The 22,979-nt window shown below is 56.8% G+C and carries 19 protein-coding genes and 1 tRNA gene; 10 read left to right on the top strand and 10 right to left on the bottom strand.

Going from position 1 to position 22,979, the window contains the following annotated elements; all coding sequences use genetic code 11:
• Nucleotides 1–7 precede the first annotated feature (7 nt).
• The gene (locus tag H6G52_RS12480) at nt 8–148 is read left to right on the top strand and encodes a hypothetical protein (RefSeq protein WP_190528728.1); all 141 of its coding nucleotides are present in this window, start codon (nt 8–10) and stop codon (nt 146–148) included.
• A gap of 40 nt (nt 149–188) precedes the next feature.
• On the opposite strand, the gene H6G52_RS12475 is transcribed toward H6G52_RS12480, so the two are convergent.
• The 3 genes from H6G52_RS12475 to H6G52_RS12465 all read right to left on the bottom strand — a co-directional run bounded on the left by H6G52_RS12475 (nt 189) and on the right by H6G52_RS12465 (nt 6,299).
• A complete protein-coding gene (locus H6G52_RS12475) occupies nt 189–2,702 on the bottom strand; it encodes an adenylate/guanylate cyclase domain-containing protein (protein ID WP_190354357.1) in 2,514 nt (837 codons plus the stop codon).
• Nucleotides 2,703–3,058: 356 nt separating this feature from the next.
• On the bottom strand, nt 3,059–4,807 hold the full coding sequence (locus H6G52_RS12470; protein WP_190528727.1) for a phospholipid carrier-dependent glycosyltransferase: 1,749 nt from the start codon (nt 4,805–4,807) through the stop codon (nt 3,059–3,061).
• A 64-nt stretch (nt 4,808–4,871) separates the two neighbouring features.
• Nucleotides 4,872–6,299, bottom strand: a complete 1,428-nt coding sequence (locus tag H6G52_RS12465; protein WP_347278295.1) for an LCP family protein — start codon at nt 6,297–6,299, stop codon at nt 4,872–4,874.
• Between the two features lie 763 nt (nt 6,300–7,062).
• Here H6G52_RS12465 and H6G52_RS19115 point away from each other — a divergent pair.
• Nucleotides 7,063–7,413 (top strand): DUF565 domain-containing protein, encoded by a 351-nt coding sequence (locus H6G52_RS19115; protein ID WP_099534799.1) that lies wholly within the window; start codon nt 7,063–7,065, stop codon nt 7,411–7,413.
• A gap of 193 nt (nt 7,414–7,606) precedes the next feature.
• On the opposite strand, the gene H6G52_RS12455 is transcribed toward H6G52_RS19115, so the two are convergent.
• Entirely contained in the window at nt 7,607–8,281 is a 675-nt protein-coding gene (locus tag H6G52_RS12455) for a hypothetical protein (RefSeq protein WP_190354352.1), read from the bottom strand.
• Between the two features lie 365 nt (nt 8,282–8,646).
• Nucleotides 8,647–9,267: a phosphoribosyltransferase gene (locus H6G52_RS12450; protein ID WP_190528719.1), complete on the bottom strand. Its 621-nt coding sequence runs from the start codon at nt 9,265–9,267 to the stop codon at nt 8,647–8,649.
• Nucleotides 9,268–9,345: 78 nt separating this feature from the next.
• On the opposite strand from H6G52_RS12450, the gene H6G52_RS12445 reads away from it, so the two are divergent.
• Entirely contained in the window at nt 9,346–9,534 is a 189-nt protein-coding gene (locus H6G52_RS12445) for a hypothetical protein (protein ID WP_190528717.1), read from the top strand.
• A gap of 120 nt (nt 9,535–9,654) precedes the next feature.
• Here H6G52_RS12445 and ilvB read toward each other — a convergent pair whose 3' ends face one another.
• The 3 genes from ilvB to H6G52_RS12430 all read right to left on the bottom strand — a co-directional run bounded on the left by ilvB (nt 9,655) and on the right by H6G52_RS12430 (nt 13,155).
• Nucleotides 9,655–11,511, bottom strand: coding sequence for a biosynthetic-type acetolactate synthase large subunit (ilvB, locus tag H6G52_RS12440; protein WP_190528715.1), 1,857 nt, complete (start codon nt 11,509–11,511; stop codon nt 9,655–9,657).
• 315 nt (nt 11,512–11,826) lie between these two features.
• Nucleotides 11,827–12,966, bottom strand: a complete 1,140-nt coding sequence (locus H6G52_RS12435; RefSeq protein ID WP_190354339.1) for an aromatic ring-hydroxylating dioxygenase subunit alpha — start codon at nt 12,964–12,966, stop codon at nt 11,827–11,829.
• Between the two features lie 102 nt (nt 12,967–13,068).
• Nucleotides 13,069–13,155 (bottom strand) — tRNA-Ser (locus H6G52_RS12430).
• Between the two features lie 134 nt (nt 13,156–13,289).
• Here H6G52_RS12430 and H6G52_RS12425 point away from each other — a divergent pair.
• From H6G52_RS12425 to H6G52_RS12405, 5 genes are all read left to right on the top strand, one after another.
• Complete coding sequence (locus H6G52_RS12425) at nt 13,290–13,688, top strand: 2Fe-2S iron-sulfur cluster-binding protein (protein ID WP_099535405.1); 399 nt, start codon at nt 13,290–13,292, stop codon at nt 13,686–13,688.
• Nucleotides 13,678–14,382, top strand: coding sequence for a thermonuclease family protein (locus tag H6G52_RS12420; RefSeq protein ID WP_190528713.1), 705 nt, complete (start codon nt 13,678–13,680; stop codon nt 14,380–14,382). Before H6G52_RS12425 ends, H6G52_RS12420 begins: the two co-directional genes overlap by 11 nt.
• Nucleotides 14,383–14,457: 75 nt before the next feature.
• The gene (locus tag H6G52_RS12415) at nt 14,458–15,318 is read left to right on the top strand and encodes an inositol monophosphatase family protein (protein ID WP_190354335.1); all 861 of its coding nucleotides are present in this window, start codon (nt 14,458–14,460) and stop codon (nt 15,316–15,318) included.
• Nucleotides 15,319–15,610: 292 nt separating this feature from the next.
• A complete protein-coding gene (locus H6G52_RS12410) occupies nt 15,611–16,591 on the top strand; it encodes a J domain-containing protein (protein ID WP_190528711.1) in 981 nt (326 codons plus the stop codon).
• Between the two features lie 47 nt (nt 16,592–16,638).
• The gene (locus H6G52_RS12405; protein ID WP_190354331.1) at nt 16,639–17,898 is read left to right on the top strand and encodes an ATP phosphoribosyltransferase regulatory subunit; all 1,260 of its coding nucleotides are present in this window, start codon (nt 16,639–16,641) and stop codon (nt 17,896–17,898) included.
• Here H6G52_RS12405 and H6G52_RS12400 read toward each other — a convergent pair.
• Together H6G52_RS12400 and H6G52_RS12395 are read right to left on the bottom strand one after the other, a co-directional pair.
• On the bottom strand, nt 17,895–19,511 hold the full coding sequence (locus H6G52_RS12400; RefSeq protein WP_190528709.1) for a hypothetical protein: 1,617 nt from the start codon (nt 19,509–19,511) through the stop codon (nt 17,895–17,897). The genes H6G52_RS12405 and H6G52_RS12400 overlap by 4 nt on opposite strands.
• 688 nt (nt 19,512–20,199) lie before the next feature.
• Complete coding sequence (locus H6G52_RS12395; RefSeq protein WP_190528707.1) at nt 20,200–22,257, bottom strand: NAD(P)H-quinone oxidoreductase subunit 5; 2,058 nt, start codon at nt 22,255–22,257, stop codon at nt 20,200–20,202.
• Nucleotides 22,258–22,268: 11 nt separating this feature from the next.
• Between H6G52_RS12395 and H6G52_RS12390 the strand changes: the two genes are divergently transcribed.
• Nucleotides 22,269–22,523: a hypothetical protein gene (locus tag H6G52_RS12390; protein WP_190354326.1), complete on the top strand. Its 255-nt coding sequence runs from the start codon at nt 22,269–22,271 to the stop codon at nt 22,521–22,523.
• 46 nt (nt 22,524–22,569) lie between these two features.
• A complete protein-coding gene (locus tag H6G52_RS12385) occupies nt 22,570–22,782 on the top strand; it encodes a chlorophyll a/b-binding protein (protein ID WP_099535357.1) in 213 nt (70 codons plus the stop codon).
• Nucleotides 22,783–22,979: the final 197 nt, after the last annotated feature.

Raw genomic sequence — 22,979 nt, 5'->3', positions numbered from 1 at the left:
GAAGACTGTGAGTGCCAACGGAAGGACTCGATCGGGCGATCGAATCCGCCAACTGATTACTTCGCGGCCGTTGGGGGAAAGTCAGGATCACCAATTCGGCCTCGATCGGGCCCAGAGGAGCGATCGCCAGGGGTTAATCAACCAATAATGAGGATTTTCTAATGAGGATTTTCTGAAGCGTGCGTGCGCTAAAACTCTGGGCCAGCGTCGATCGCAGCGGCCACCACATCCACAACGGCGGTGGTTTGGCGACCCGTGAGCCAATAGGTGCGCATGGGGCCGCGGCCCTTCACATCAATCTCGCCTCGGGATTCAAACTCATAGCGATCGCGTAGGGCCTGATACACCGTTTCGGTCACCTGAATTCGGCTGGCCAAGCCCTGAGACTCCATGCGACTGGCAATGTTGACCGTATCGCCCCAAAGGTCATAGATAAACTTACGAATGCCAATTACACCGGCAATTACGGGCCCGGTGTTCATGCCAATGCGAATTTCCAGCGATCGCCCCAAGGTTTGCTGAAACTCATCCTGAAAGCCATGAATCACCCGCTGCATATCCAGCGCCATGTTGGCCATGGCTGCGGTGGGATCTTCCATGGGCAGGGGCAACCCAGCCGCCACCATGTAGGCATCTCCAAGGGTTTTGATTTTTTCCAGGTGATGGCGTTCTGCCAGGTGGTCAAACTGGGAAAAGATGCGGTTCAACCAGGTCACCAGATCGATCGGGGGCAGTTGGGACGAAAGGGGCGTGAAACCCACGATGTCCGCAAACAGAATGCTGACTTCTTCAAAATGTTGGGCGATCGGTTCCGATTCCGTGGATCCATCGGGCTGCACATTTTGCTTTAGGCGATCGGCCACGGTGCGGGGCAGGATATTCAACAGCAATCGCTCTGATTTTTCCTGTTCCCGGCGCAGGGCTTCTTCGGCCTGTTTGCGTAAGGTGATATCTTCCACCACCCCCAACAACCCAATCACGCGGCGTTGATTGTCGTGAATCGGAATTTTGCTGATATCTAGCCAAATGGTTTCACCCGTGGCTCCCGGTTTTTGCTTGGGGGCGATCGCGTGCCAAACGGGGCGATCGCTCTCAATCACCCGACGATCTTGCTCCCGAAAGGCCTCCGCTGCCTCTGGATCTCGCACCAGGTCAAAATCCGTTAGCCCAATCACCGCTTCAGGGTTTTCCAGCCCCGCCGCTTCTGCCCAGTTTTTGTTGCAACCCTGAAAGACCAGATCGGTATCTTTCCAAAACACATGTTGGGGAATGCTGTCGAGAATTAGCCGCAAATATCGTTCCTTTTCTTGCAGCTTGGCTTCCGAAAGGGTGAGGGCGGCGGTGCGTTGTTGCACCTTCAGCTCTAGATTTTGGTTGGCTTCCTCCCAGGCGGCGAAGGCCTGCCGCAACTGAAAGGCCATGCGGTTAAAGGACTCGGCCAGGCGATCGACCTCTAGGATTGGGCTGGCGGCGGCGGTCTGATTTAAATTGCCCTCAGCGATCGCCTCGGCGGCCCGGCTGATGCGACTAACGGGATCCACAATCCAGCGTGTGGTGGCGATCGCCATTAAGACGGCCAAGCCTAAAGCGCCCAAACAGAGCAGAGCGGTGATGCGGGTATTTTCCTGGATTTGGGATGTGAAATCCCGCTCGGGGACAACCGTCACGGTCACCCAGTCAAGTCCATAGTCATTTTCCAGGGGCAACACATCGATGAAGACACGATCGCTCCCCTTCGGTCGCACAATGCCCTGATATCGCTTGCTGACCTGGCGATAGGTGCCAAAGCGCTCCCGCAAAAACTCACCCGCTGCCCGAATTCGAGGATCGCGGCTCTCCTCCGGTTTCAGCCGCTGGGGTTGGTTTTGGGCATCCCGCAAAAACAGGGGTTCCTCAGATGACGTGGCCACCAGGGCCCCGGTCAACCGCTCCACAATAAACATTTCTCCGGTTCGCCCTACCTTCAGACCCCGTAAAAAGGTGGAAAGCTGCTCCAAGGGAAGGTCGATCGCCAGCACACCCTTGAGCGTTTCCGTGGTCAGCGGTGTGCCACTGGCGGTCACCGTACTGGGGTTGCTGGTGTAAACGGGCAAGGCCGGAGTAATGCCCAAAACCGGCGGCTCCGTGAACACATAAATGGGCGACCAGGCCAAGCCCCCCCGAGCCACAGCAGCCCGATACCAAGGGCGTTTACGGGGGTCGTAGGGCCGGGAGCTAACGAAGCGATCGCGCTGGCCCTGCTTGTTCAGGGTGTAAATTCTCCAGTTGGGAGCCGTTGCCGTTGTTCGCACGGAGACCGTGGAAGGGTTGCCGCGCTCAACCTGCAAAAAATTGCCCTCCGCGTTGCCGTAGTAGAGGGTGGAGACCTCCGGTGTGATGTGTACCTGATGCCAAAAGTAGCGCTGAAGGGCGGCGAAGTCGTTGAGGTTGAGGTTACCCGCCGCCACGGATGCAGCATCAATGCGCAAAAACAGCTCGGATGTGCCCAAATACCCCTGCACATGCTGTTCCACCTTGGCCGCAATTTCGCCACTGAGCCTGGCCGCGAGGTCATTCACGGCCCGCTGGCCATTTCGCAGTGAGAGCCATCCCGTGAGTCCAACGGCCCCGGCCACTTGCAGGACGAGCGGCACGACCAACCAGCGCAAGCGTAGTTGTCGGAACCGCTTCGGGATCGACTGGATGGGTTGCACGAGTTTCATAGGGTGTCTAACGGTGCGGGTGGGGCGTGGTCAGGATCAGGAATGGAAAACCAGGCCTCGCTTGGGTTTCCATGTTGCAATTTGTTGCGGCTGAGAGAAACCGGCGCAGCAAATTGCAGCAGCCGACGAAAGTGCTCCGATGAAAAATGAAAAACGTGCCGAGACTTGAACGAGTCTGGGTTGCAGCCTTCGCGCGGGCATCAGAATCGTTGAGGACGGTGGTTTGATTCTGGCATTCTCGGGGGAACTTGTGGGGTGATACACCCAGGCGCAGCTTGTGACTTCCTGCGGCGCGACGGTTGATCATGATCGGGACGATCGACCCGATCGACCCGCTGCGGCCCACCCGAAGATCGTTAAATCCAGTAAGGCAACCAGCGCACACCCTCAATTCCCCAAATCCGCAGTTGCCAGTCAAAGGGGGTGAGGGGCCAGCCCAAATAAACGGGCAGCCAAAACAGAAAGGACAGCCCAATCAAAATCATGGCGGCGATCGAGAGGGGGCGATCGGAGCGGGATTGCCAGAGCCGATCGAGCAGCCAAGCCAAGACCAAGCTCGAAAACACAAACGCTCCCATGTAGTGGTAGAGAAAGGTGCAACGAGAGACCTTGGCCCAGGGCAGCCAGTTCGCCCCGTAGTTCACCAGGCAATAGGTCAACATCAAAACTTCAGGCGATCGCGCGGCGGCCCCGATCGCGCCCGATCGCTCCCACATCAGCCGCAATTGCCAGCGGTGGGATCCCAACCGCACCACGGGACTTTCCAAATAATTGGTGCTGACCAAGGGGTTCGCCAAAGCGGCCGGTTGCGCGATCGATCGCCACCAGTACCGCCCCAACCACCACAGGGCCACAACCAACGCCCCCGCCGTCAGCCACCAAAGCAGTGGATTTCCCAGGGCATGTACGTCATAAACCGTTGGCGTACCGGCCGGGAGATCCTTGGGAATCGGGTTTTGATAATCGATCGGGGCGGTGGGGCCGCTGGTGCGAGCGTAGAAATAGGCGATCGGGCGCAACAGCAGGGGCCAAGTGAACCAACGGGAACAGTAGGGATGGGCATCATCACCCCCAACCCGATGGTGGTAGCGCAACAAGTCTTGGTTAAATTCCCAAATACTTTTGCCGGGATTCATTTGGGCATGGGGAATCCACAGCAACCAATAAATCACCAACGGCAAAAGCCCCAACATCAATCCCATTTGGATCGGGCTGAAGCGCTGAAGGAGTGTTAAGGGATTTGCAGCCGATCGCCCCGTGCGGGAACTGGGGCTATTTTCAATGCTCGCGGGTGGTTCGGCATTCTCGATCGGCTCGGTTGATTGTCGGGTCGTGAAACCAGGGCGATCGAGCCAATGCCAAACTCGCCACAGGGCCCAACTGCCCCAAGCCCCCACCAAAAAGGCCAAGCCATTCCACTTCACGCTGGCTGTGCAACCAAACCCCAAGCCCGCCACCGCCAACCAGGCCCACACCTGCCAGTGATAACGCGATCGCCCGGCCATGGCCCGCGCCGCCATCAGCCAGCCACAGTGACCCAACAGGCCAAAGATCACCAGGTAAACATTGTTTAACCCATAGCGGGATTCCACCAAAAACAGCCCATCCAGGGCGATCGCCCCCGCCGCCACCAGGGCCAACAGCCGCCGCCCGGAAATTAACCAAGCCAACCAGGCCACCACCAACGGCATCAAAGATCCCACCAGCGCATTCAGCCAGCGATAGCTGACCGTGGCTAGCAGGGAACCGGTTGCTTGGTTGGTGTTGTCGCGCCCCCACTGAAAATGCTCACTGATGGCAATCCCGATCGCAATCAGATACTTACTAAGGGGGGGATGGCCATCTTCAACGGGTTTGCCCACCAAGTAATCGCGGGCGAACTGGGCAAAGTAAACCTCATCAAACACCAAGGTGTTCAGGTGGCCCAAGTGCCAAAATCGAACGATCGCCCCCGCCAGCACGATCGCCCCCAGGATCCACCACCAATGGGATTCCCAGTGCCATCGCAACCTGGAAGATCTTGGAGAGTCCCCCCGATCGGCTTGAGCTTCCTGGTGTGGTGAGTGGTCTAGGGGCGATCGCACATCAGCCATGACAAAACCCATGGAAAAAAGGCCATTTTAAGGGCCATTGCAGCGGCCGCAATTGCGAGGCCCCGCGAACGGACGCTTAAGGATTTGCGTTGGAACCCGTGCCTTGCCAGTCGCTGCCGATTTGAATCGTCACGTCGGATCCCAAAATGCCTGAGCTATCCACCCGCACATCACCCCGCCCGATCGCCGCCTTCACCTGTTCCGCCGTATCCGCATCCCCATTTTGGGCAATCACCCGCGTCGTGCTGATCGTTTCCTTCCAAGACCGCGCCACAAACGTTTGGCGATAGCCCATCGCTTCTAATTGCCGCGCCACCGCCCTAGCGGCCTCCGGATTGCCACTAGCATCCTGCACCGCCACACGCACCTGCGACATCGATCGACTGTCGCCGGAACCGACCCCATGTTCAAAATGCTTAGCCATCATGTCCCGAATTTGATTCGGGTAGGGCAACCAATAGCTCGTGCCGTAACGGGCAATATCTCCGTAATCCCCCGGAGTCACCAGCATTTGCACATTTTGGCGATCGACCTGAGTGGCAAAGCCCGCCAGCGCCACAATCTCCTCCATGCTGAGGTTAGTGTCCAAATTCTCCCGAATCACCGACAAAATGTCCGGTAACTTCAGCAGCGTGGTGGGGTTCAGGGCCTGTTCCTTCAGGCTGCGCATGGCCATCTGCTGGCGCTGGACCCGGCCAATGTCTCCATACTCATCGTGGCGGAACCGCAAAAACGCCAGCGCCTGTTCCCCATTCAGGTGTTGCCGTCCCTGTTTCAGATTGATGTAAAGGTGTTGGCTGTCGTCTTGATACTTCATGTCACGGGGAACATAGACCGTTAAGCCCCCCAAAGCATCCAGCAGCTTTTCCACCCCTTGGACATTAATCCGCATGTAGCGGTCGATCGGCACACCCCCCAGCAGCTCGCTCACCGCCTTGGCGCTCAGGGCCGGCCCCCCACGACTGTTAGCAGCATTAATTTTGGTCATCCCCAGGCCATCCACCCAAGCCCGCGTATCCCGAGGAATCGACAGCACCGATAGTTTTTTCTGGCTGGGGTCAAACCGCACCAAAAACATCGTGTCCGACAGACCCTCAAAGGAGTTCACCAGCGCATGGTAGCCATACTTGCGACTCAGGCTATCATCCACGTCGGAGGTAATGACCTTAATCCCCAGCACCAAAATATTGACCGGCCGGGTGAGCTGCGGCAGTTGCAGACCCAGGCTGGAAATGGGTTGATTGTTCCCAAAAACCGCCTTTTCCTCTTTGCTCAATTCCCGCTGACTGAGGCTGGGGGAACTGAGGGAAACGGCCAGCAACGCCCCCGTGGTTGCGGAGATGGTGGCCACGCCCAAGAGGCTAAACAACAACCAGAACCAGCGGAAGCGATTGGCCCGAGGCTTGGGTTGCGGCGCTGGGGAGCGAGACATATCGGTAGCGTTGGTTTGGGGATGTCGATCGGTCAAGGGTGAGGAGGCGCGGTTGGAATGGCGAGTGGACACGGAATTCCTCAAAAGGGGGTCAAGGGCGGAGAGTTGATGAGAGAGTAGCGCACTGAATGGGCGATCGGGCAGGGGCACTCAGGTGGCTCTGGCAGGGCGATCTCCACTTGATGAGGCTCTGAGAACCGCTAGGAGTGCGGTGTGGGGTGGCTGCCCAGACACCAATCTGACCGTTCTGACCATGGAAAGCAGAGCACAGCGACCCGGCCGCATCGGCGGGGAAAACCACTAGGTGCAACTGCCGTAGCGCAATCATCGGGGATGGGTGCGCAAAACTGCCGTCATTTTAGCGGCGTTTTGGTGCGATCGCGGTGGATCATCCGGAGAAGACTAAGCAAAAATTCGCCGGAACTTTTTAGCAGGATTTAACTAGCTTTGACTGAGAGTTCAGCCAACAATGCGATTCCCCAAGCGGTTCCCGATCATCATTCCCAAATCCCATTCCTAGATCTCAGCTCTTTTCAGGGCTGCTCAGGATGGGTTGGGAATCAGTCCAGGATCGGCCCCAGATTTGTTTGGGGTAAGGTTGGCCAGCTCGTGATTGCAGACCGTTGGCAGCCGCCAAGCTGGGAACCTGACTGCTAGCGGGTCTTGTTTGAGTCTTGATTTAGTAGCGACTTGGTGGCAATTCGATGGCGAGTTGGTGGCGATTCGATGTTAAGGCGCTGTTGAGGCGATGCTGAGATGCGATATTGGAATGCGATATTGAGATGCAATATTGAATTGAACCGGCGTTAACACTATTGAAGCTGGCGTTGAAACCGTGCAAGATACCAGGCTCAACAACCTCCTAGGCGCGATCGCCCGGGGATTAGGAGGATGGCTCCAAAATCCTTGGCGGCGCACTTCTGTACAGTGTTTGGCGGTGTTGGTGGGGTTCTTTGGGGCTTCCGCCTTGATCACCACAGCGGGCCAGGAAGCCGCCTGGGACTTGTCCATGGCGGGCATTTTGGCGGTGTTCTGCGAGGTGGTGAGCATTGTGGTCTATCGCCGCTGGAATGCTCGGGCTACAGATTTCAACGGGCGATCGCCCCTGTGGCTGTCGGTTTTGAATTTACTGAAATTAGGAATGGTTTACGGCCTGTTCTTAGAGGCTTTCAAGTTGGGAAGCTAACCCCAAACAGGAAAAAAGCCCCGCCCTGCTGGGGCGGATGGTCTGAAGTTGGGGAGTGCCTGTGAGGTGATGATTTGCGGCGAGTGAGCGCTGACGCTGCAAGGCTTTCACGAGCTGATCGTGCCTAAATTAGGGCACTACCCAAACGCCCTCATGGTTCCTAGTCGCGCTCTAACTCACCTTGAGCGACTTGCTAGCCAATCCAGACCAAATTCTCAGCCGCGTCTCGAAAATCGTCGGACGCAGACACACCATTACAGGTGGTAATTTCCGGGGACTCCTCACCATCGCGGGGGCGATCGGGTGGGGGCGGCGGTGGTGGAAAGGAAGGCGGCGGCGGCGGTGGTGGAGTTAAGCCCGCCGTGGTTTTTGCGCTGGTGGGGCCGTAATGCTTGCGGTGGCGCAAACTAGCATCATCGGTGCGGAAACTGCCCGCCGGATCCGACACAGCAATCGGCATTCTGGCGGATGGGGGAGCCGGGGGCCGCTTGTTAGGTTCCACCGAGGTCGAGGCCGATCGCACAAAACCCTTGCGGTGGGGACTGGCGGGCGCGGCGGCCCGGGCGGCACTGGTGCGCTGGGTTGCCACAGCCATGGACTGACGGAGCGATCGACGTTCCGGCTCGATCACTTTGTCCATGAAATATTCGATGGTTTGCTCGCGAACCCAACCCCGTTTCGACAAAATTTCCCCAAACCGCAACCCCGTCACACTCTGATCATTCAGAGCAACAGTGACTTGAGCGGGCGCGAGCAAACCCGCCTCCACAAGGTATTGACCCAGGGGCTTAAGGCCGATCGACCGGGGCCAGGCTGCTGGCTGTCCCGAGACCGATCGATCTGTGCTGGGAGACGGTTGATTCTCCATAGCCAACCTCTACTACGACAAGGGATACAAGCGGGAGCGCGATCATGGCAGGGCAGAATCCAGATGCGTCCCTCCGCAAAAGCCGAATTCGGGAACCACCAGAGAAGGAAAGGAACTGGATTGCAACGGAACAACGGAACTGACCATCCACGTTATTACAGAGTTAACGGAGGGTTCAGTGGGGTTTAGCCCCCTAGGGGGTTGCCATCGTTGAATCTGGTCATGTTCAGAATATTATGGCACTGGATTTGTCATCCGAGTAATTACGGAGAATTTTCGAGATTTCAGGCTCCGCCTCAAGCGTAACATGCCCCAATAGTGCCCCCCGGTCATGCGATCGCCCCATGAATTGTCGTTAACTTTGATTAATCTGCCTCGATCGAGGAAGCAAGCTCAGCCAGTTCCATCACGTCATAGCGCTCAAATGGCTGATGGATCCAGGGATTATGGGGCAAATAACAGTCGTAATAATCCGGGGCGATTGATGAACAGCCCTTGTACCAAATCACGGCCGTGCGCAGGTCGCTGAGATCGTAGCGATCGCGCAGCCACTGAATCGAAGCCTTCAGGGTTGCTCCCGAGTCGGCCAAATCATCCACCACCAACACCCTCGGCCCCAGGCGATCGCCCGTCATGGCCAAGCTTTGGGCAAATTTGAGCTGCCCCCGTTCCCGCCCCAACTCTCCGGCATAGGAACTGGCAAACAGAATGGCTAAGGGTTTGTGAAACAGGCGCGAGAAAATATCACCCACTCGCAGGCCCCCACGGGCTAAACAGACAATTTGGTCAAATGCCCAGCCCGATTGATGCACTGAACAGGCTAACCGTTCGATCGCCCGGTGATAGTTTTCCCAGGAGATGTATAAATCGCTACTTAGATTGTTATTTTCTATCCGTGATTGCCGATTGGGTGTTTCAGTCTCGATCGGGGTTCCAGGGGCGATCGGGGATGGGGCTTGGGAATTGCAAGGCGAATCAGAGGGCATGGCAACCATATCCAGGAGGAGTATCGATCAAATCATCAAACAAACATTGAATAGATCAAACTGAATAGATCAAATAGATTGAAGAGCACGATCCGTAACGCGATCGTCAGCGAGGGCCAGGCAATCGGGAAACCGGGAATCCAAACCCACAACAAAGAGCGGCCATCAACTCATCTCCAGCCCGATCGCGTAGATCTGGGTATGGAGAATGGGTCGATCGCCGCTGTAATTTCAGACTTGGGCAGTGATTGCGAGCCGGGCCGTTGAAACCTGTTGATTGTTTTTGATCGGATAGACCCATCGAAAGCGGTCTATTTAGATCCAACTAGAGCCAACTCCGATAGATCCAACAGGCTCTTTCAACAGCCCCTAGCCAACTCTCAAGCCCTACAGCTTGGCCCCGCAATGGGAACAGAACTGATGACTTGGGTGATTATCCGTTTGGCAGTTGGTGCAAGTTTGGTGGCTCACGGGGGTTTCCCGCTTCACTTCCGGCAAACCCAACATTTGGGCATTGCTCTTACCAGGAGCCACCATCGGGTAACAGTTTTCATCGCGCCGCACCCGCACATCCAACAGCACCGGGCCATCATAAGCCAGCATTTCTGCGACGGCCGGCGCAAGCTGGCTGCGCTCCGTCACCAAAATGCCCTTGATGCCAAAGGCTTCGGCCAACTTGCCAAAGTCGGGCATCCCCACTTCCATGTTGGACGACGAGTAGCGCTCACCATAGAAGGCTTCCTGCCATTGGCGCACCATCCCTTGCCAGCCGTTGTTCACAATCACGGTCTTGGCGTTGATTCCAAACTGGGCCAGGGTTCCCAGCTCTTGAATGTTCATTTGCACACTGGCATCGCCAGCCACACAAATCACCTGGTGATCTGGCAAGGCCACCTTCGCGCCCATGGCCGCCGGAATCCCGAAGCCCATGGTTCCCAAGCCAGCGCTGGAAATCCAACGACGGGGGCCGTTCTTCAGGAACTGCGCCGCCCACATTTGGTGCTGCCCCACATCGGTGGTGTAGTAAGCATCGGGGGCTTGGCGACCCAGCTCGACGATCACTTCTTGGGGGGCGATTTCGTTGTCGTAGCTGGGGACTACCAAGGGATAGTCAGTTTTCCATTGGTTGATGCGGGTGTGCCAAGCGGCCGTTTGGGCCGGATCGCTGACGATTTCCAGCTCCCGCACCCGATCGAGCAGTTCAATCAGCACCTGCTTCACATCACCGACGATCGGCACATCAGGCACGCGGGTTTTGCCCACCTCGGCCGGGTCGATGTCGATGTGGATCACCTTGGCGCGGCTGGCGAACTCATCGAGCTTGCCGGTGACGCGATCGTCAAACCGCGCCCCCACCGCAATCAACAAATCGCACTCGGTCACGGCGAAGTTGGCGTAGGCCGTGCCATGCATCCCCAACATGCCCAAGGCCAGAGGGTGATGCTCATCAAAGGCCCCCTTACCCATCAGAGTCGTGGTGGTGGGCAGGCGGAAATGGTCGGCCAAACGGGCAATTTCCGCGTGGGCCCCAGCCGCGATCGCGCCACCACCCACATAGAGCAAAGGACGCTGACTATGGCGAATCAGTTCGATCGCCTGGGTGATTTGGCGCGGGTTGCCCTTCACGGTCGGCTTGTAGCCCGCCGGCCGGATCGATCCTGGCTCCACCGGCACATAGTCAAATTCTTCCAGACCCACATCCTTGGGCACGTCAATCAGCACCGGGCCCGGACGACCGGAAGAGGCGATATAGAACGCTTCCGCCACGATCGCCGCCATATCGGCCGGATCGCGCACCACGTAGGAATGCTTAACGATCGGCAGCGTAATGCCCCAAATATCCGTTTCTTGGAACGCATCAGTCCCGATCGCCGTGCGCGGCACTTGGCCCGTAATCACCACCAAGGGAATCGAGTCCATGTGGGCCGTGGCAATCCCCGTCACCAGGTTGGTGGCCCCGGGGCCGGAAGTTCCGAAGCAAACCCCCACCTGACCGGTGGCGCGGGCGTAACCATCCGCCGCATGGGCCGCGCCCTGTTCATGGCGCACCAAAATATGTTTCAGTTGGCCCGATACTTCAAAGCCGTAGAGTTCGTCATAGATCGGCAGGATCGCGCCGCCGGGATAGCCGAAAATGTGCTTCACACCATGACGGCACAGGCTATCGAGCAGAGCATGAGCGCCCGTGCGCCGCGTCACAGGCACGATCGAAGAGTCAATTTGGGAAGCGTTTCGCGATCGCACGAGCAGGAACCTCTAAAGGCGAAGAGTAAACGGTGGGCAAACGATCACATCGAAGGAAAGCTCTACCACAACATGACTTCGATCGGTGCGATCGTAACCTAGTTTACCGATTGATCGGGATTGGAAGCTAGGTCTCTGTCAAGGTTTTCTGGCCCCGATCGCGAGTTTGGGCATGGGGGCAATTCGGTTGTGATTGGGACGCTGTGATGATCCCCCGTTCAGGATCAAAGAGTGATGTAGATCACAAATTTTCGATCCGCTTAAGGTTTCTGCTCCGCTTCGGGTTGGCGATCCAGTTTGTTTGTTGGCGTTGCTTCACCGCGAGGGTTTGGCTTGGCCGTTCAAAAATTGCTGATATTGGCGCAAAATCATGCGCTGAACCGCAATAATTGCCGGATTGATTTCCACATACCGCCGTTGCGGATCGCGATCGATCGCCCGTTGTTCGCTTTCCATCATTTCAATGTCTTGATTCAGAAAGCGCATAAAGATTTTTTGCTCAATGAGCTTGGCAGCCCAGGGCCGCAACGCCTGCACCAGCCAACCGGGCAGCCCTAACCGCAAAAAGAAAATCGCAAACGATCGGCTCTCCCGCAGCCCCACCGGCAGGCGCATTAGATAAAGGCTCGAAACCCCTTCTAGGCGACTGAAAAAGTGCGGATAGCGATATTGCACCGTCACAGTTTTGGTGGTGACTTGATCGGCCGACTCCGTAAAGCCCAAAAACTTGGCCATTTGCCCCTTATAGGACACTTGGTAATCGGCCACGATCGCGTTGCCTTCGTCCTTGAGCTTCAGCAACACCGGATCAAACCAACCCTGCAATTCTTCGTGTAAAAACCCGTGGAACACATCCATCGAGTTTTCATTACAAACCGAAAAATGGGCCCGAAACTGTCCCGTCACCGGCACGGCCAGCCATTGGGGATCGTCAAATTCAGGAATTTCCGGCAGCGGCATTTGATCCGCTAGGCTCTGGTCGCCGGGAAACACCCAAATGATCCCGTAGCGATCGACCGCTCGATAGCTCTGGGCTTGGGCACAGGGCAGCTTTTGGCTCGGTGGCAAGTAGGGAATCTTGCGACATTGGCCCGCTCCGTCAAACTCCCAGCCATGGTAACGACAGGCGAGATGGTCGCCCATCACCTTGCCCCGGCTCAGTTCCACGCCGCGATGGGGGCAGGCATCTTCGAGGGCCTGGACGGCTCCCGATCGATCCCGATAGAGGGCGATTTTTTGCTGCCACACTTCCACGCCCAACACTTGCCCCGCTGCCAACTGGCTAGACCAAGCCACCGCGTACCAGAAATTGGGATTAATTCCCGCCTGGCGCACGCTGTTTTGCACCTCGTGCTGCTCTAGGGCGATCGCCCTGATGGGGGCTGCTCCGTCGCTGGAATCACCCAAGGCCGAATTGGCAGACTGCTCAGGAGTCTGATTGGCAGATGTCACCATGACAACTTTGGCAACTGATTGGCAACTAAACGACTCTGACAGCTTAGTACAGCGTCGTTCTTGTGGTTTAGGTCGCTCGATCGCAAAACGCGATCGCAAAAACGGAGAGAGAGGGATTCGAACCCTCGTTAGAGTTACCCCTAAACAGCATTTCCAGTGCTGCGCCTTCAACCGCTCGGCCATCTCTCCAGATGACAGGACGTTATCTTATCAGGCTGATGCCGGTTATGGGAAGAGAACGATAAAATCTAGCTTCAGCGCGGCGGCAATCCCTGCGACCCGATCGCGCTGTGCTGGTTGGCCCCTAGATGCCCAAATCCCCCATGACCTACAGTGCTGAAGATCGATCGACCGCCACCCAAACCTATCGGGTGCGGATTCATAACCGCCAGCGGGGCACAGTTCATGAAGTGCAAGTGCCCGGCGATCGCTACATTTTGCAGTCCTCAGAAAATCAAGGGGCAACGCTACCTTTTTCCTGTCGCAACGGGGCTTGCACGGCCTGTGCGGTGCGCGTGCTGGAAGGCAAACTGAGCCAGCCGGAGGCCATGGGCCTGTCGCCTGCTTTGCGCGATCGGGGCTATGCCTTGCTTTGTGTCAGCTATGCCGAATCGGATCTGGTGGTGGAAACCCAGGACGAAGACGAAGTATATGAACTGCAATTTGGCCGCTATTTTGGCAAGGGCAAAGTCCGCCGCGGCCTGCCCCTGGATGAAGATTAAGCCCCTGGATCGGGGTCAACCGTTGCTCCAAGGGCGATCGAGCACCCCATCAACCAGCCCATTCGCGACCCCATCAGCAATCCCACACATCGGGACAGCCACCAGCCCCAAACAGCTCGCCCAAACGCCCACTCAACCCCGCACCGGGCCACTCCCCCCAGTCATTCGCAGCCAGGCTTGGCCAAGGGCGATCGCCCTTGGCCTGATCCTGGGGTTGCTCACCGGTTGTGGCAATTCGTCCCTCACTGGGGTGCAGGTGGTGGTGAACCGCGTGCCCAGCGGCAACACCCTGGAGGTGCGCGGCACGGGAGCCGATGCCAAGCGGCTGGAAACCGTCCGCCTTCTGGGCATTGATGCTCCAGACTTGCGCCAACAGCCCTGGGGGATTAAGGCTCAACAGACCCTGATGGAGTTGGTGGCGGGGCAAACGGTTTGGTTGGAGTTTGAGTCCGGGGAAGCACGCGATCGCCTCGGGCGACTCTTGGCCTATGTTTGGCGGGATGGGCAGCTTGTGAATGAGCAACTGACCAAGGCGGGCTGTGCGGTTCCGGCCAGTCGATCGGGGCTGCTGAAGTACGATCGCCGCATTTTCTACGCCCAGGAATATGCGCGGATTTTGGAGTTGGGTGTTTGGGATCCCCGATCGCCCATGCGGTTGCGGCCCAGCGAATTCCGTCGCCAAAACCCCTCCTAACTGGCGGAAACAGACTGCAAGGTTAATCAACAGCTTTTGCAGGATGCATAACCTTAAACAACGTCGGATTGAAGCATGAGTCAGTTACCGGATCAGGCAACGTTGCAACGACTGCTGGAAATTGCCACGGAAGCGGCCCTGGCCGGAGCGGCAGTGGTGCGATCGTTTCTGGGCAAAATCGAGGCCGAGGAAAAGGGGCGATCGGGCGACCTGGTGACTGCGGCCGATCGCGCCTCGGAAACCGCCACCATTGAGGTACTGAGTCGCCACTGTCCGCAAATTCCCATTTTGGCGGAAGAGTCCGGGGCGATCGGGGGAACCCAAAACAGTGACTATCTTTGGGCGATTGATCCCCTGGATGGAACCACCAATTTTGCTCACCAATACCCGTTTTTTGCCGTTTCGATCGGGCTGCTCTTTCAGGGTCAACCGATCGTTGGGGTTGTGGCCGATCCTGAGCGCGGGGAACTGTTTCGAGCGGCCAAAGGACTCGGGGCCACGCGCGATCGGATCCCAATGCGGGTATCACGCACCGATCAACTAAGCCGCAGCCTATTGGTGACCGGTTTTGCCTACGATCGCCGCGACACCAACGACACCAACTATCCTGAATTCTGCTACCTCACCCACTTAACCCAAGGGGTACGACGCGGCGGATCCGCCTCGATCGACCTAGCCTATGTGGCCTGTGGGCGGTTGGATGGCTATTGGGAACGGGGCCTCTCCCTCTGGGACATTGCCGCCGGCATCGTATTAGTGCAAGAGGCTGGCGGCCAAGTCAGCGCCTACGATGGCAGCCCCGTCAATCCCAGCAGCGGCCGACTCGTGGCCACCAACGGCCACCTACATGATCAACTCTGTGCGGCCCTGGCAACGGTTCCCAAGCTTGACCTGTGGCACCAGCCCCCCGCCACCTGGCCGAAAGTTGGTCAGTAGCGCCCATTGGGGGTTAATCAACCGCCAGATTCCTCAGTCCCCACCCGCAACCCAGATCACCATAGTCACTGATCACCATGGTCAACCCAGGAACCCGATACACTACTAGATAGCGATACTAGATAGCGATTAACCAAATAGCAATTCAACGGCGATCTTTCCGATTGCCCCTCAGGCTGCATCCATCCCAACGGCATTCAGCCCGGCTCTATCCGGCCAGGCTCTGCCCCTGTCTCGTCTACTTCTCCTGCTCCCATCCCCCTTTAGCGACTCACAGCACCGGCGGCGCGCTATGTCATTCGAGATTCAACGAGGGCTTTTTGGTCACGATGTGACGGATCACTATGCCATCCTGGGCATTCCGTTGGGGACAGATCCCAAAACCGTGCGCAAGCGGTTTTTACAAATTGCCCCCCGACTGCATCCCGACACCTGCTCCGCTGCCAATGCTCAGGGCAAAGCCTATGCCCAGCAACTGATGTCGCGGCTGGTGAACCCCGCCTACGCTACCCTCTCCAACGATGCCAAGCGGGCAGATTACGAGGCCGTGTTGCGCACGTTGCATAGCCGCTTGCCCCAACAGGCCAACAAGGTGGCCATCCAAGGGGCCCTGGCCCGCGAGCTAAGTCAGGCTGCCAATGTACAGGGTACTTATCTCAAGGCGTTACAAACCCTCACGGCCAACCAATACGACGATTTGGAACAGGTGCTGAACCGGATTGCCGAAATCAGCGAACTGAATTTGGTTTACCTGCTCAAAACCACATCGGGCAGCGCCAGCCCAGCGCGTCCGGCGGCTGCTCCCCCGCCGCCGGCCCAGCGGCCCGCCCCCACCCCCACCAGCGGCGGGGAAACCACGGGGGCCCGAGAAGGGGCCGCCAGCAATACGCAGTTTGTGGTGCGGGCTTTGCAACGGGCAGAGGAATTAACCGCGAAGGGCCAATTTGCGATGGCGATGCAGGAGTTGAAGGATGCGCTGAAGATTGATGGGAACAATGCCGATTGCCATGCCTGGTTGGGCAAGGTGTATTTGGCTCAAAAGCAAGGAACCCTGGCCAAGGTGCATTTAACACGGGCGTTGGCGATTGATCCGCGCAATGCGATCGCCCTGGCCGCTAAGCAGGAACTCGATCGCGCCACGGGCGGCCAAGCCACGGGCCAAGCCACGGGCCAAACCGCCAAACCCAACAAACCACAGCCCAAAACAATCGGGGGCGGCAAAGATAAACCCGGCGGTGGGTTGTTTGGGGGCCTGTTTGGCCGTAAGAAGTAGGGGGCCGATGTTCACTGCCCGATCGATTTCGTTTCCCCCCTGACACCATGGCAATTCACCAACCCCCGACCGGCGCGCGCGATCTGTTGCCCCTTGATGTGGCCCAGAAGCATTGGATCGAAACCAAGCTGCAAGACGTGTTTCAGCGCTGGGGCTATCAGTGGATTGTCACGTCCACCCTGGAACGGGTCGATACATTGGTGGCGGGCGGTTCGGTGCGCCGGGACAAGGTGATTCAAATCTATGACAGCGAAAGTGAGGATCTGGGGCTGCGGCCGGAGTTGACGGCTTCGATCGCCCGGGCCGCCGTTACCCGTATGGCCGGCGTGACCCACCCCCAGCGCCTTTGCTACAGCGCCAATGTGTTTCGCAAGCCCCCCAAGGGCAGCGCCAGCCGCCAGCAGGAGTTTTTCCAATCGGGGGTGGAGTTGTTGGGTGTTGGGGGCGTGGCGGCTGATGTGGAGGTGCTGTTGCTGCTGACGGACTGTCTGGAGCGATCGGGCGTGGCCGATTGGCATTTGCTTTTGAGTGAGGCGGGCTTGACCCGATCGCTCCTGGAACCCTTCCCACAACCCTGGCGCGATCGGGTGCGTTCGGCCATGGCGCGGCTTGATCGCCTAGCCATCGAAGCCATGCCCCTTGACCCCGCCCTGCGCGATCGGGCTTTGATTTTGTTTGATCTGCGCGGCCGCCCCATGGACGTGATTCAACAGGTGGGCCAACTGGACTTAACCCCCGATCAGCAAGCCATGCTCGATCGGCTCAAAACCACCGTTGACCTGCTGCAAGATTACGGTCGAGCCACCGAACAAACCCTGCCGATCGTCCTGGATCTGAGCCTCATTCAAACCTTTGACTACTACACCGGCATCGTCTTTGAAGCGATCAGCAGCGCCGACACCGGCCACGAAATTCTCGGCCAAGGGGGGCGCTACGATCAACTGCTGGGCCTATACGACCCCGACGGCAACAGCTATCCCGGCATTGGCTTTTGTTTAAACCTGGAACCCTTGCACCGCGTTCTTTCCAGCGGCGAGCGCCTGCCCAATCAACTGCCCGCCAGTGACTGGTTGGTGGTTCCGGCGGGGCCCCGCGCCCGGGCTGCGGCCTTTGTCTATGCCCGTCGTCTGCGCACGGAAGCCCCCAGCTTGATTCGGGTGGAGTTGGACTTGCAAGCCACCGTGACGCGGGAGTCGGCCCGCGATCGCGCCCGGGCCCGTCGCATCGGGCGGCTGGCTTGGGTGCAAGAGGACGGCTCGATCGAAACGGAAACGATCACAAAACGCAAAGGGCCTGAAGCCCCCTAGCGATCGGGCCCATCGGCAATCAGCGAATCCGCAAGCACCGGATCCGTTTCCAACAAATCCCCCGTGGACGGCAACTGAGCATGGGGAGCCATTTGCAAAAACAGCCGATAGCGATCTAACTGGGCCGATCGCAGGCTGCGGCGCAACTCATTGTCATACAACCCTTCAAACACCACCCGATCTTCCTTTTGGGTGGTTTCCGGGGCCAAGGGTAATGGCTCCGGCCCATCGATCGAAACCAGGTTGTACTGGACATTTTCCGTGTAAATCGCAAACGTCACATTGAAAATGTCAAAGAAATAAATGGCCCAGCGACATTTTTCCTCATCAAACTGTTCGTAATATTTCACCAATCGCGCAATACACAAATCCAAGTGCGATCGGGTGCTGGGGGCAATCAAAACCAACTTCAACAGAAAAATGGTCAGCGTTAACGCACTGCCATTCGACAAAATGAGCAGAAAAAGCCGCGAGGGATTATGCAAATCTTCCGTCGTCAGAAACTGAATTAAGTGGCGGCAGGTCTCCGCCTGCAAATCTTCCGTAATCACCTCATCATGATGTTCCGCCAGCAAGCTCGCTAACTTGTCTTGTAACTTTTGGCGAACCACCTTCGTCATGTGATCTTGGGTACTTTCCAATATGATGTATTTCAGCAGACTTTTTTTATAGCCGTGATACCTCAGTCCTTCCGTTTGTTGCAGAAACAAATTGGACAGGCTGGAGTAGCTGTATTTTCCCGTTCTCAAAACAATTGATTTCACAATTTTGAGCACCTGATCACCCAAATTGGTTGGATTTTTCAGGCGCTCTCGATCGCTCCGGCTCGACTGAGACTTGGCCATATACATCGCCAAATCAAACTTAAAACGCTCCCGCCACTGTCGCGCATAGGCCGCCGCCGCTTCCCGTTGCTCCAAGGGATTGTTGGGATCCACCGATTGAGCCACCAACAGTTGTCCCACATAACGACTGCTCCAATGCTGCTCATCAGGTGTAATAGCAGTTGCTGTAATCTGATCGGACTGCAATCGAGTGCGCGTGGCCGTCATTTCTGACTGACTTTGGTCAGAAGCTTGGGAATGATCTAGCTCGTGACGCGCAATGAAAAGTTTTAGCTCGTCATAGTCATTACTACTAATGAAATCCGCAACCCACTGGCGCACCCGATTCAACGATAAGGACGCGCTATCACTATGTTCATGGGAATGCTCAAACATCGCAATCAGGCGATAAATAAAAGCCTCATTCCGACGACTAGCCCAGTTATTAATCAAGATGTAGCAAGACCGTTTGAGAGTAGTTTGAAAGGCCTCTTGATTATTGAGAAAAACTAGTTGATATAAAGCATGTAAAGGCTTGCTATCGGTTGTGTCACAGCAATTAATAAACAAGCAGCAAAATTCGTGCAGAACTTCCTCCGGCGAAAGATTCTGCACCGATCGAATCAGGTGTTGAAAAATAATGTCTTGAATCTGCGGAACCGTTAAACGGCTTGGAAGTTCACTCTTGGGCGCAGGCGAAGCTCCCAGGCCCTGAGAATCGGACTGATGGCGGCTGGCAGATCGATCGCTCATGGCAGAAAGAGGAGAGGAGGGCAGGAGAGCGTCCATGGTGGAGTTGTGCCGAAAACCCATCGGTTGTAGATGCAATGAAACAGAAACAATACGTTAAATGGGGTTGAATGTTGGAAATTGCTCATTCCAAACTGATCACCAACCTGCCGCATTAGCCCGGAACCTTCACTCACTGAAATCGCAGCCATCAGTCTCAGTGATAGCTGTGTGATCGCTGTTGAGGGCCGCTGCTTGATGATTACAGTTGAGCAACTTAATCAACATCAATTCAGTAGGGATTTGCATTGGTCAGCGCCAATTCCTGACAAGTTCTGCCAATTCTGGCTCATCAGTCGCGAAGGTTTGTGATGACAACCAGGGGGCAACCACGAGCACCAGCAAATTGGTGTAAAAAAAGGCACTTAATAACACTTAAGTATGAACATATTCCGAGTCTAGCAAATTCAGATTCACTATCGGTAGAGTGTTGTCAGCCCTACCCCCCAAATACTTCACCATTAGCCACTAACAGTTCAACAATCAAGCTTTGTTGACTGTCATGGGTTTGGGGAAAATTCCCTAGCTCTACGTGGGGATACTGGAATTTCTATCAGGCTGAGTTCAAGGGTTTGGATCGCTCAACAAAAAACCCCCTGAACCAGGAACCAGTTCAGGGGGTGATGACTTGACAGTCAATTCAGTTGTTAACTCGTGATGCCCGAGAGCACCACAAAGCAAAAGACCGCTAGCCCGTGATGCCCGACAGCACCACGAAGCCCAAAACCGCCGCAAACACGATCAACGCATAGAACTGGGCGCGACCGTTCTCGAAGTACTTCAGACCTTCGCCGGAAATCAGGGTGACGAAACCGGTCAGGTTCACCGCGCCATCGACGATCCGGAAGTCCACTTCCATCACCTGGCGGGCCAGGCGGCGGCTGCCTTGGACAAACAGCCGATCGTAGATTTCATCGAAGTACCACTTGTTCAGGGACAGGCGGTAGAAGAAGGGAATCTTTTGGGCGATCGCGCTGGGGTCGATCGACTTCTTGAAATACATCAAGGAAGCCAAGGTAATCCCGATCAGCGCAATGCCCACGGAGTTGCCGCCCATCACCAAAAACTCGGTGAGGTTAAAGGCGTGCTCCGCGTGCTCGGCGGCGTGGGGCGACTCCAGGAAATGCTCAAACAAGTTGTTCCAGGGCACACCCAGCAACCCAATCAGCATCGACGGAACCGCCAACACCACCAGAGGCAACACCATCGTGGTGGGCGACTCGTGCGGCTCGTGGGCGTGGTGATGGTCGTGGTCGTGGCTCAGTTCCTTGGGATCCATTGCGCCGGGGCCGAAGTTGGGAGTGGCCTCCACCAACACCGGAACCGCCGCCGCTTCGAGCAGTTGCGATTGGATCGTCTTGTCATTGCCCCGGAATTCGCCTTCAAAGGTGTTGAAGTACATCCGGAACATATAGAACGCCGTCACACCAGCCGTGACCCAGGCGATCGCCCAGAGGGCGGGGTTGGCCTCAAAGGTCAGACCCAGAATTTCATCCTTCGACCAGAACCCGGCAAAGGGCGGAATTCCGCAAATGGCCAGCGTTCCAATGAAGAACGTGGCGGCAGTAATCGGCATGTATTTCCGCAAACCGCCCATCAAGCGCATATCCTGCGCCAGCACGGCGTTGTGGCCCACCACCGCTTCCATCCCGTGAATCACGGAGCCAGAACCGAGGAACAGCATCGCCTTGAAATAGGCGTGGGTCATCAGGTGGAACATCCCGGCACTGGATGCACCAACGCCCATGGCCATCACCATGTAGCCCAACTGGGACATGGTGGAGTAGGCGAGGCCTTTTTTGATGTCGTTTTGGGTGATGGCGATCGAAGCGCCCAGCAGGGCCGTGAAACCACCCGTCCAAGCGATCACGGTCATCACGTCGGGCAGTCCTTCAAACACCGGAATCATCCGGGCAATCAGGAACACACCCGCCGCCACCATCGTTGCCGCGTGGATCAGGGCAGAGATCGGCGTGGGGCCTTCCATTGCGTCCGGCAGCCAGACATGCAACGGGAATTGGGCAGACTTGGCGACGGGGCCGAGGAATACGAGGATGCAAAACAGGCTGGCCACGCCCGCGCTCAGGGAGCCGGAAGACACTAGCTCTTGCAGGCGATCGCCCATCACGTTGAAGTCAAAGCTGCCGGTACACCAGTAGAGCGCCAACAGCCCCAACAACAGGCCAAAGTCACCCACCCGGTTGGTCACGAAGGCCTTTTGGCAGGCTTCGGCGGCGGGTTTGCGATCGAACCAAAAGCCGATCAGCAAATAGGAGCACATCCCCACCAGTTCCCAGAACACATAGATCTGAACCAGGTTGGGGCTGATCACCAGGCCCAGCATCGAGGAGCTGAACAGGCTGAGGTAGGCATAGAACCGCACATAGCTCGGATCATGGGCCATGTAGCCATCGGTGTAGATCATCACCAAGAACGCCACGGTGGTGACAATCACCAACATCAGGGCGCTCAGGTGGTCGATCGTGTAGCCCATCGTGATGTGGAAGTCTCCGGCGGCCGCCCATTCGATGCTGCGGGCGAAGGCTTCGTGGCCGTTGAGTTGGCTCCAAAACAGGGCAAAGGCCATGGTCATGGCCCCACCGATCGTGGTGAGGATGACGATCGCGTTAATTTGCCGCAGCTTGTTGGTGAATTGGTTAAAGGAAATCAGACCCAGGCCGACCAGCGCTGCACCAAGCAACGGCAAGACCGGCACGAGCCACGCATACTCGTAAAGCGGTTCCATCGCACAAGCCTGTGTTACAAGACAGGACGTTCAAAAGTTGTCTGGCCGGGCGATCGGGCTGGGGCTGGTGGCGGGGAATGCAGCCAGTGACGGATGCAGCCAACAAACGGCCCCAGAGTAATCGTCACGATCCGGCAAAACCAGTGACTATTGTGGCATGGGTGGCCGAGGGCGATCGGGCAGTTTTGCGTTGGTATTTGGGATCACGGGGCGATCGGGCAGCCCCTGAGTTAAAAACGAGTTACAAACCTCTTTACATTTCTTAAAAAGCAGTTACAATTGTTTACAACACCCCAACCGAGAGCAACCACCATGACGCAACGCGGCTACACCACGGAAGAACTGGGTCGTTTGAACAACTTCGCCGTTGAACCCAAGGTCTATGTAGACGACGTGCAGCGTGTGGGCTTCACCCAATACGCCGAACAACTGAACGGCCGCCTGGCAATGATTGGCTTCCTGTCTGCCCTGGCTGTGGAATTGGTCACCGGCCATGGCGTTGTAACTTGGCTCACCAACCTGTAATTGACCCACTCCCCCAAGACTCACGGATTCTCATTTTTCAAGGGATCCGTTCTCAGCAAGTCTTCTTTTGGTCAATCAACATTAAGAGCTGATTTATAAAGACAATATTAATCAGCCATCCCCGCTAATCGTTTCACCATCAAATGCATTAAGCAGCCGTAGATCATCCCTTCGCTCGTCTCCGAATACAACTCATA

It is taken from the genome of Limnothrix sp. FACHB-881, from assembly GCF_014698135.1.
GTDB lineage: Bacteria > Cyanobacteriota > Cyanobacteriia > CACIAM-69d > CACIAM-69d > CACIAM-69d.
The sequence above is the reverse complement of the archived record's forward strand: the minus strand, read 5'-3'. Positions and strand labels throughout refer to the sequence as shown.

Coding starts and splice junctions, on each gene's coding strand:
- H6G52_RS12475 (WP_190354357.1), bottom strand. CDS start 2,702: ATGAAACTCGTGCAACCCATCCAGTCGATCCCGAAGCGGTTCCGACAA.
- H6G52_RS12470 (WP_190528727.1), bottom strand. CDS start 4,807: ATGGGTTTTGTCATGGCTGATGTGCGATCGCCCCTAGACCACTCACCA.
- H6G52_RS12455 (WP_190354352.1), bottom strand. CDS start 8,281: ATGGAGAATCAACCGTCTCCCAGCACAGATCGATCGGTCTCGGGACAG.
- H6G52_RS12450 (WP_190528719.1), bottom strand. CDS start 9,267: ATGCCCTCTGATTCGCCTTGCAATTCCCAAGCCCCATCCCCGATCGCC.
- H6G52_RS12435 (WP_190354339.1), bottom strand. CDS start 12,966: ATGGTGACATCTGCCAATCAGACTCCTGAGCAGTCTGCCAATTCGGCC.
- H6G52_RS12425 (WP_099535405.1), top strand. CDS start 13,290: ATGACCTACAGTGCTGAAGATCGATCGACCGCCACCCAAACCTATCGG.
- H6G52_RS12420 (WP_190528713.1), top strand. CDS start 13,678: ATGAAGATTAAGCCCCTGGATCGGGGTCAACCGTTGCTCCAAGGGCGA.
- H6G52_RS12415 (WP_190354335.1), top strand. CDS start 14,458: ATGAGTCAGTTACCGGATCAGGCAACGTTGCAACGACTGCTGGAAATT.
- H6G52_RS12410 (WP_190528711.1), top strand. CDS start 15,611: ATGTCATTCGAGATTCAACGAGGGCTTTTTGGTCACGATGTGACGGAT.
- H6G52_RS12405 (WP_190354331.1), top strand. CDS start 16,639: ATGGCAATTCACCAACCCCCGACCGGCGCGCGCGATCTGTTGCCCCTT.
- H6G52_RS12400 (WP_190528709.1), bottom strand. CDS start 19,511: ATGGACGCTCTCCTGCCCTCCTCTCCTCTTTCTGCCATGAGCGATCGA.
- H6G52_RS12395 (WP_190528707.1), bottom strand. CDS start 22,257: ATGGAACCGCTTTACGAGTATGCGTGGCTCGTGCCGGTCTTGCCGTTG.
- H6G52_RS12385 (WP_099535357.1), top strand. CDS start 22,570: ATGACGCAACGCGGCTACACCACGGAAGAACTGGGTCGTTTGAACAAC.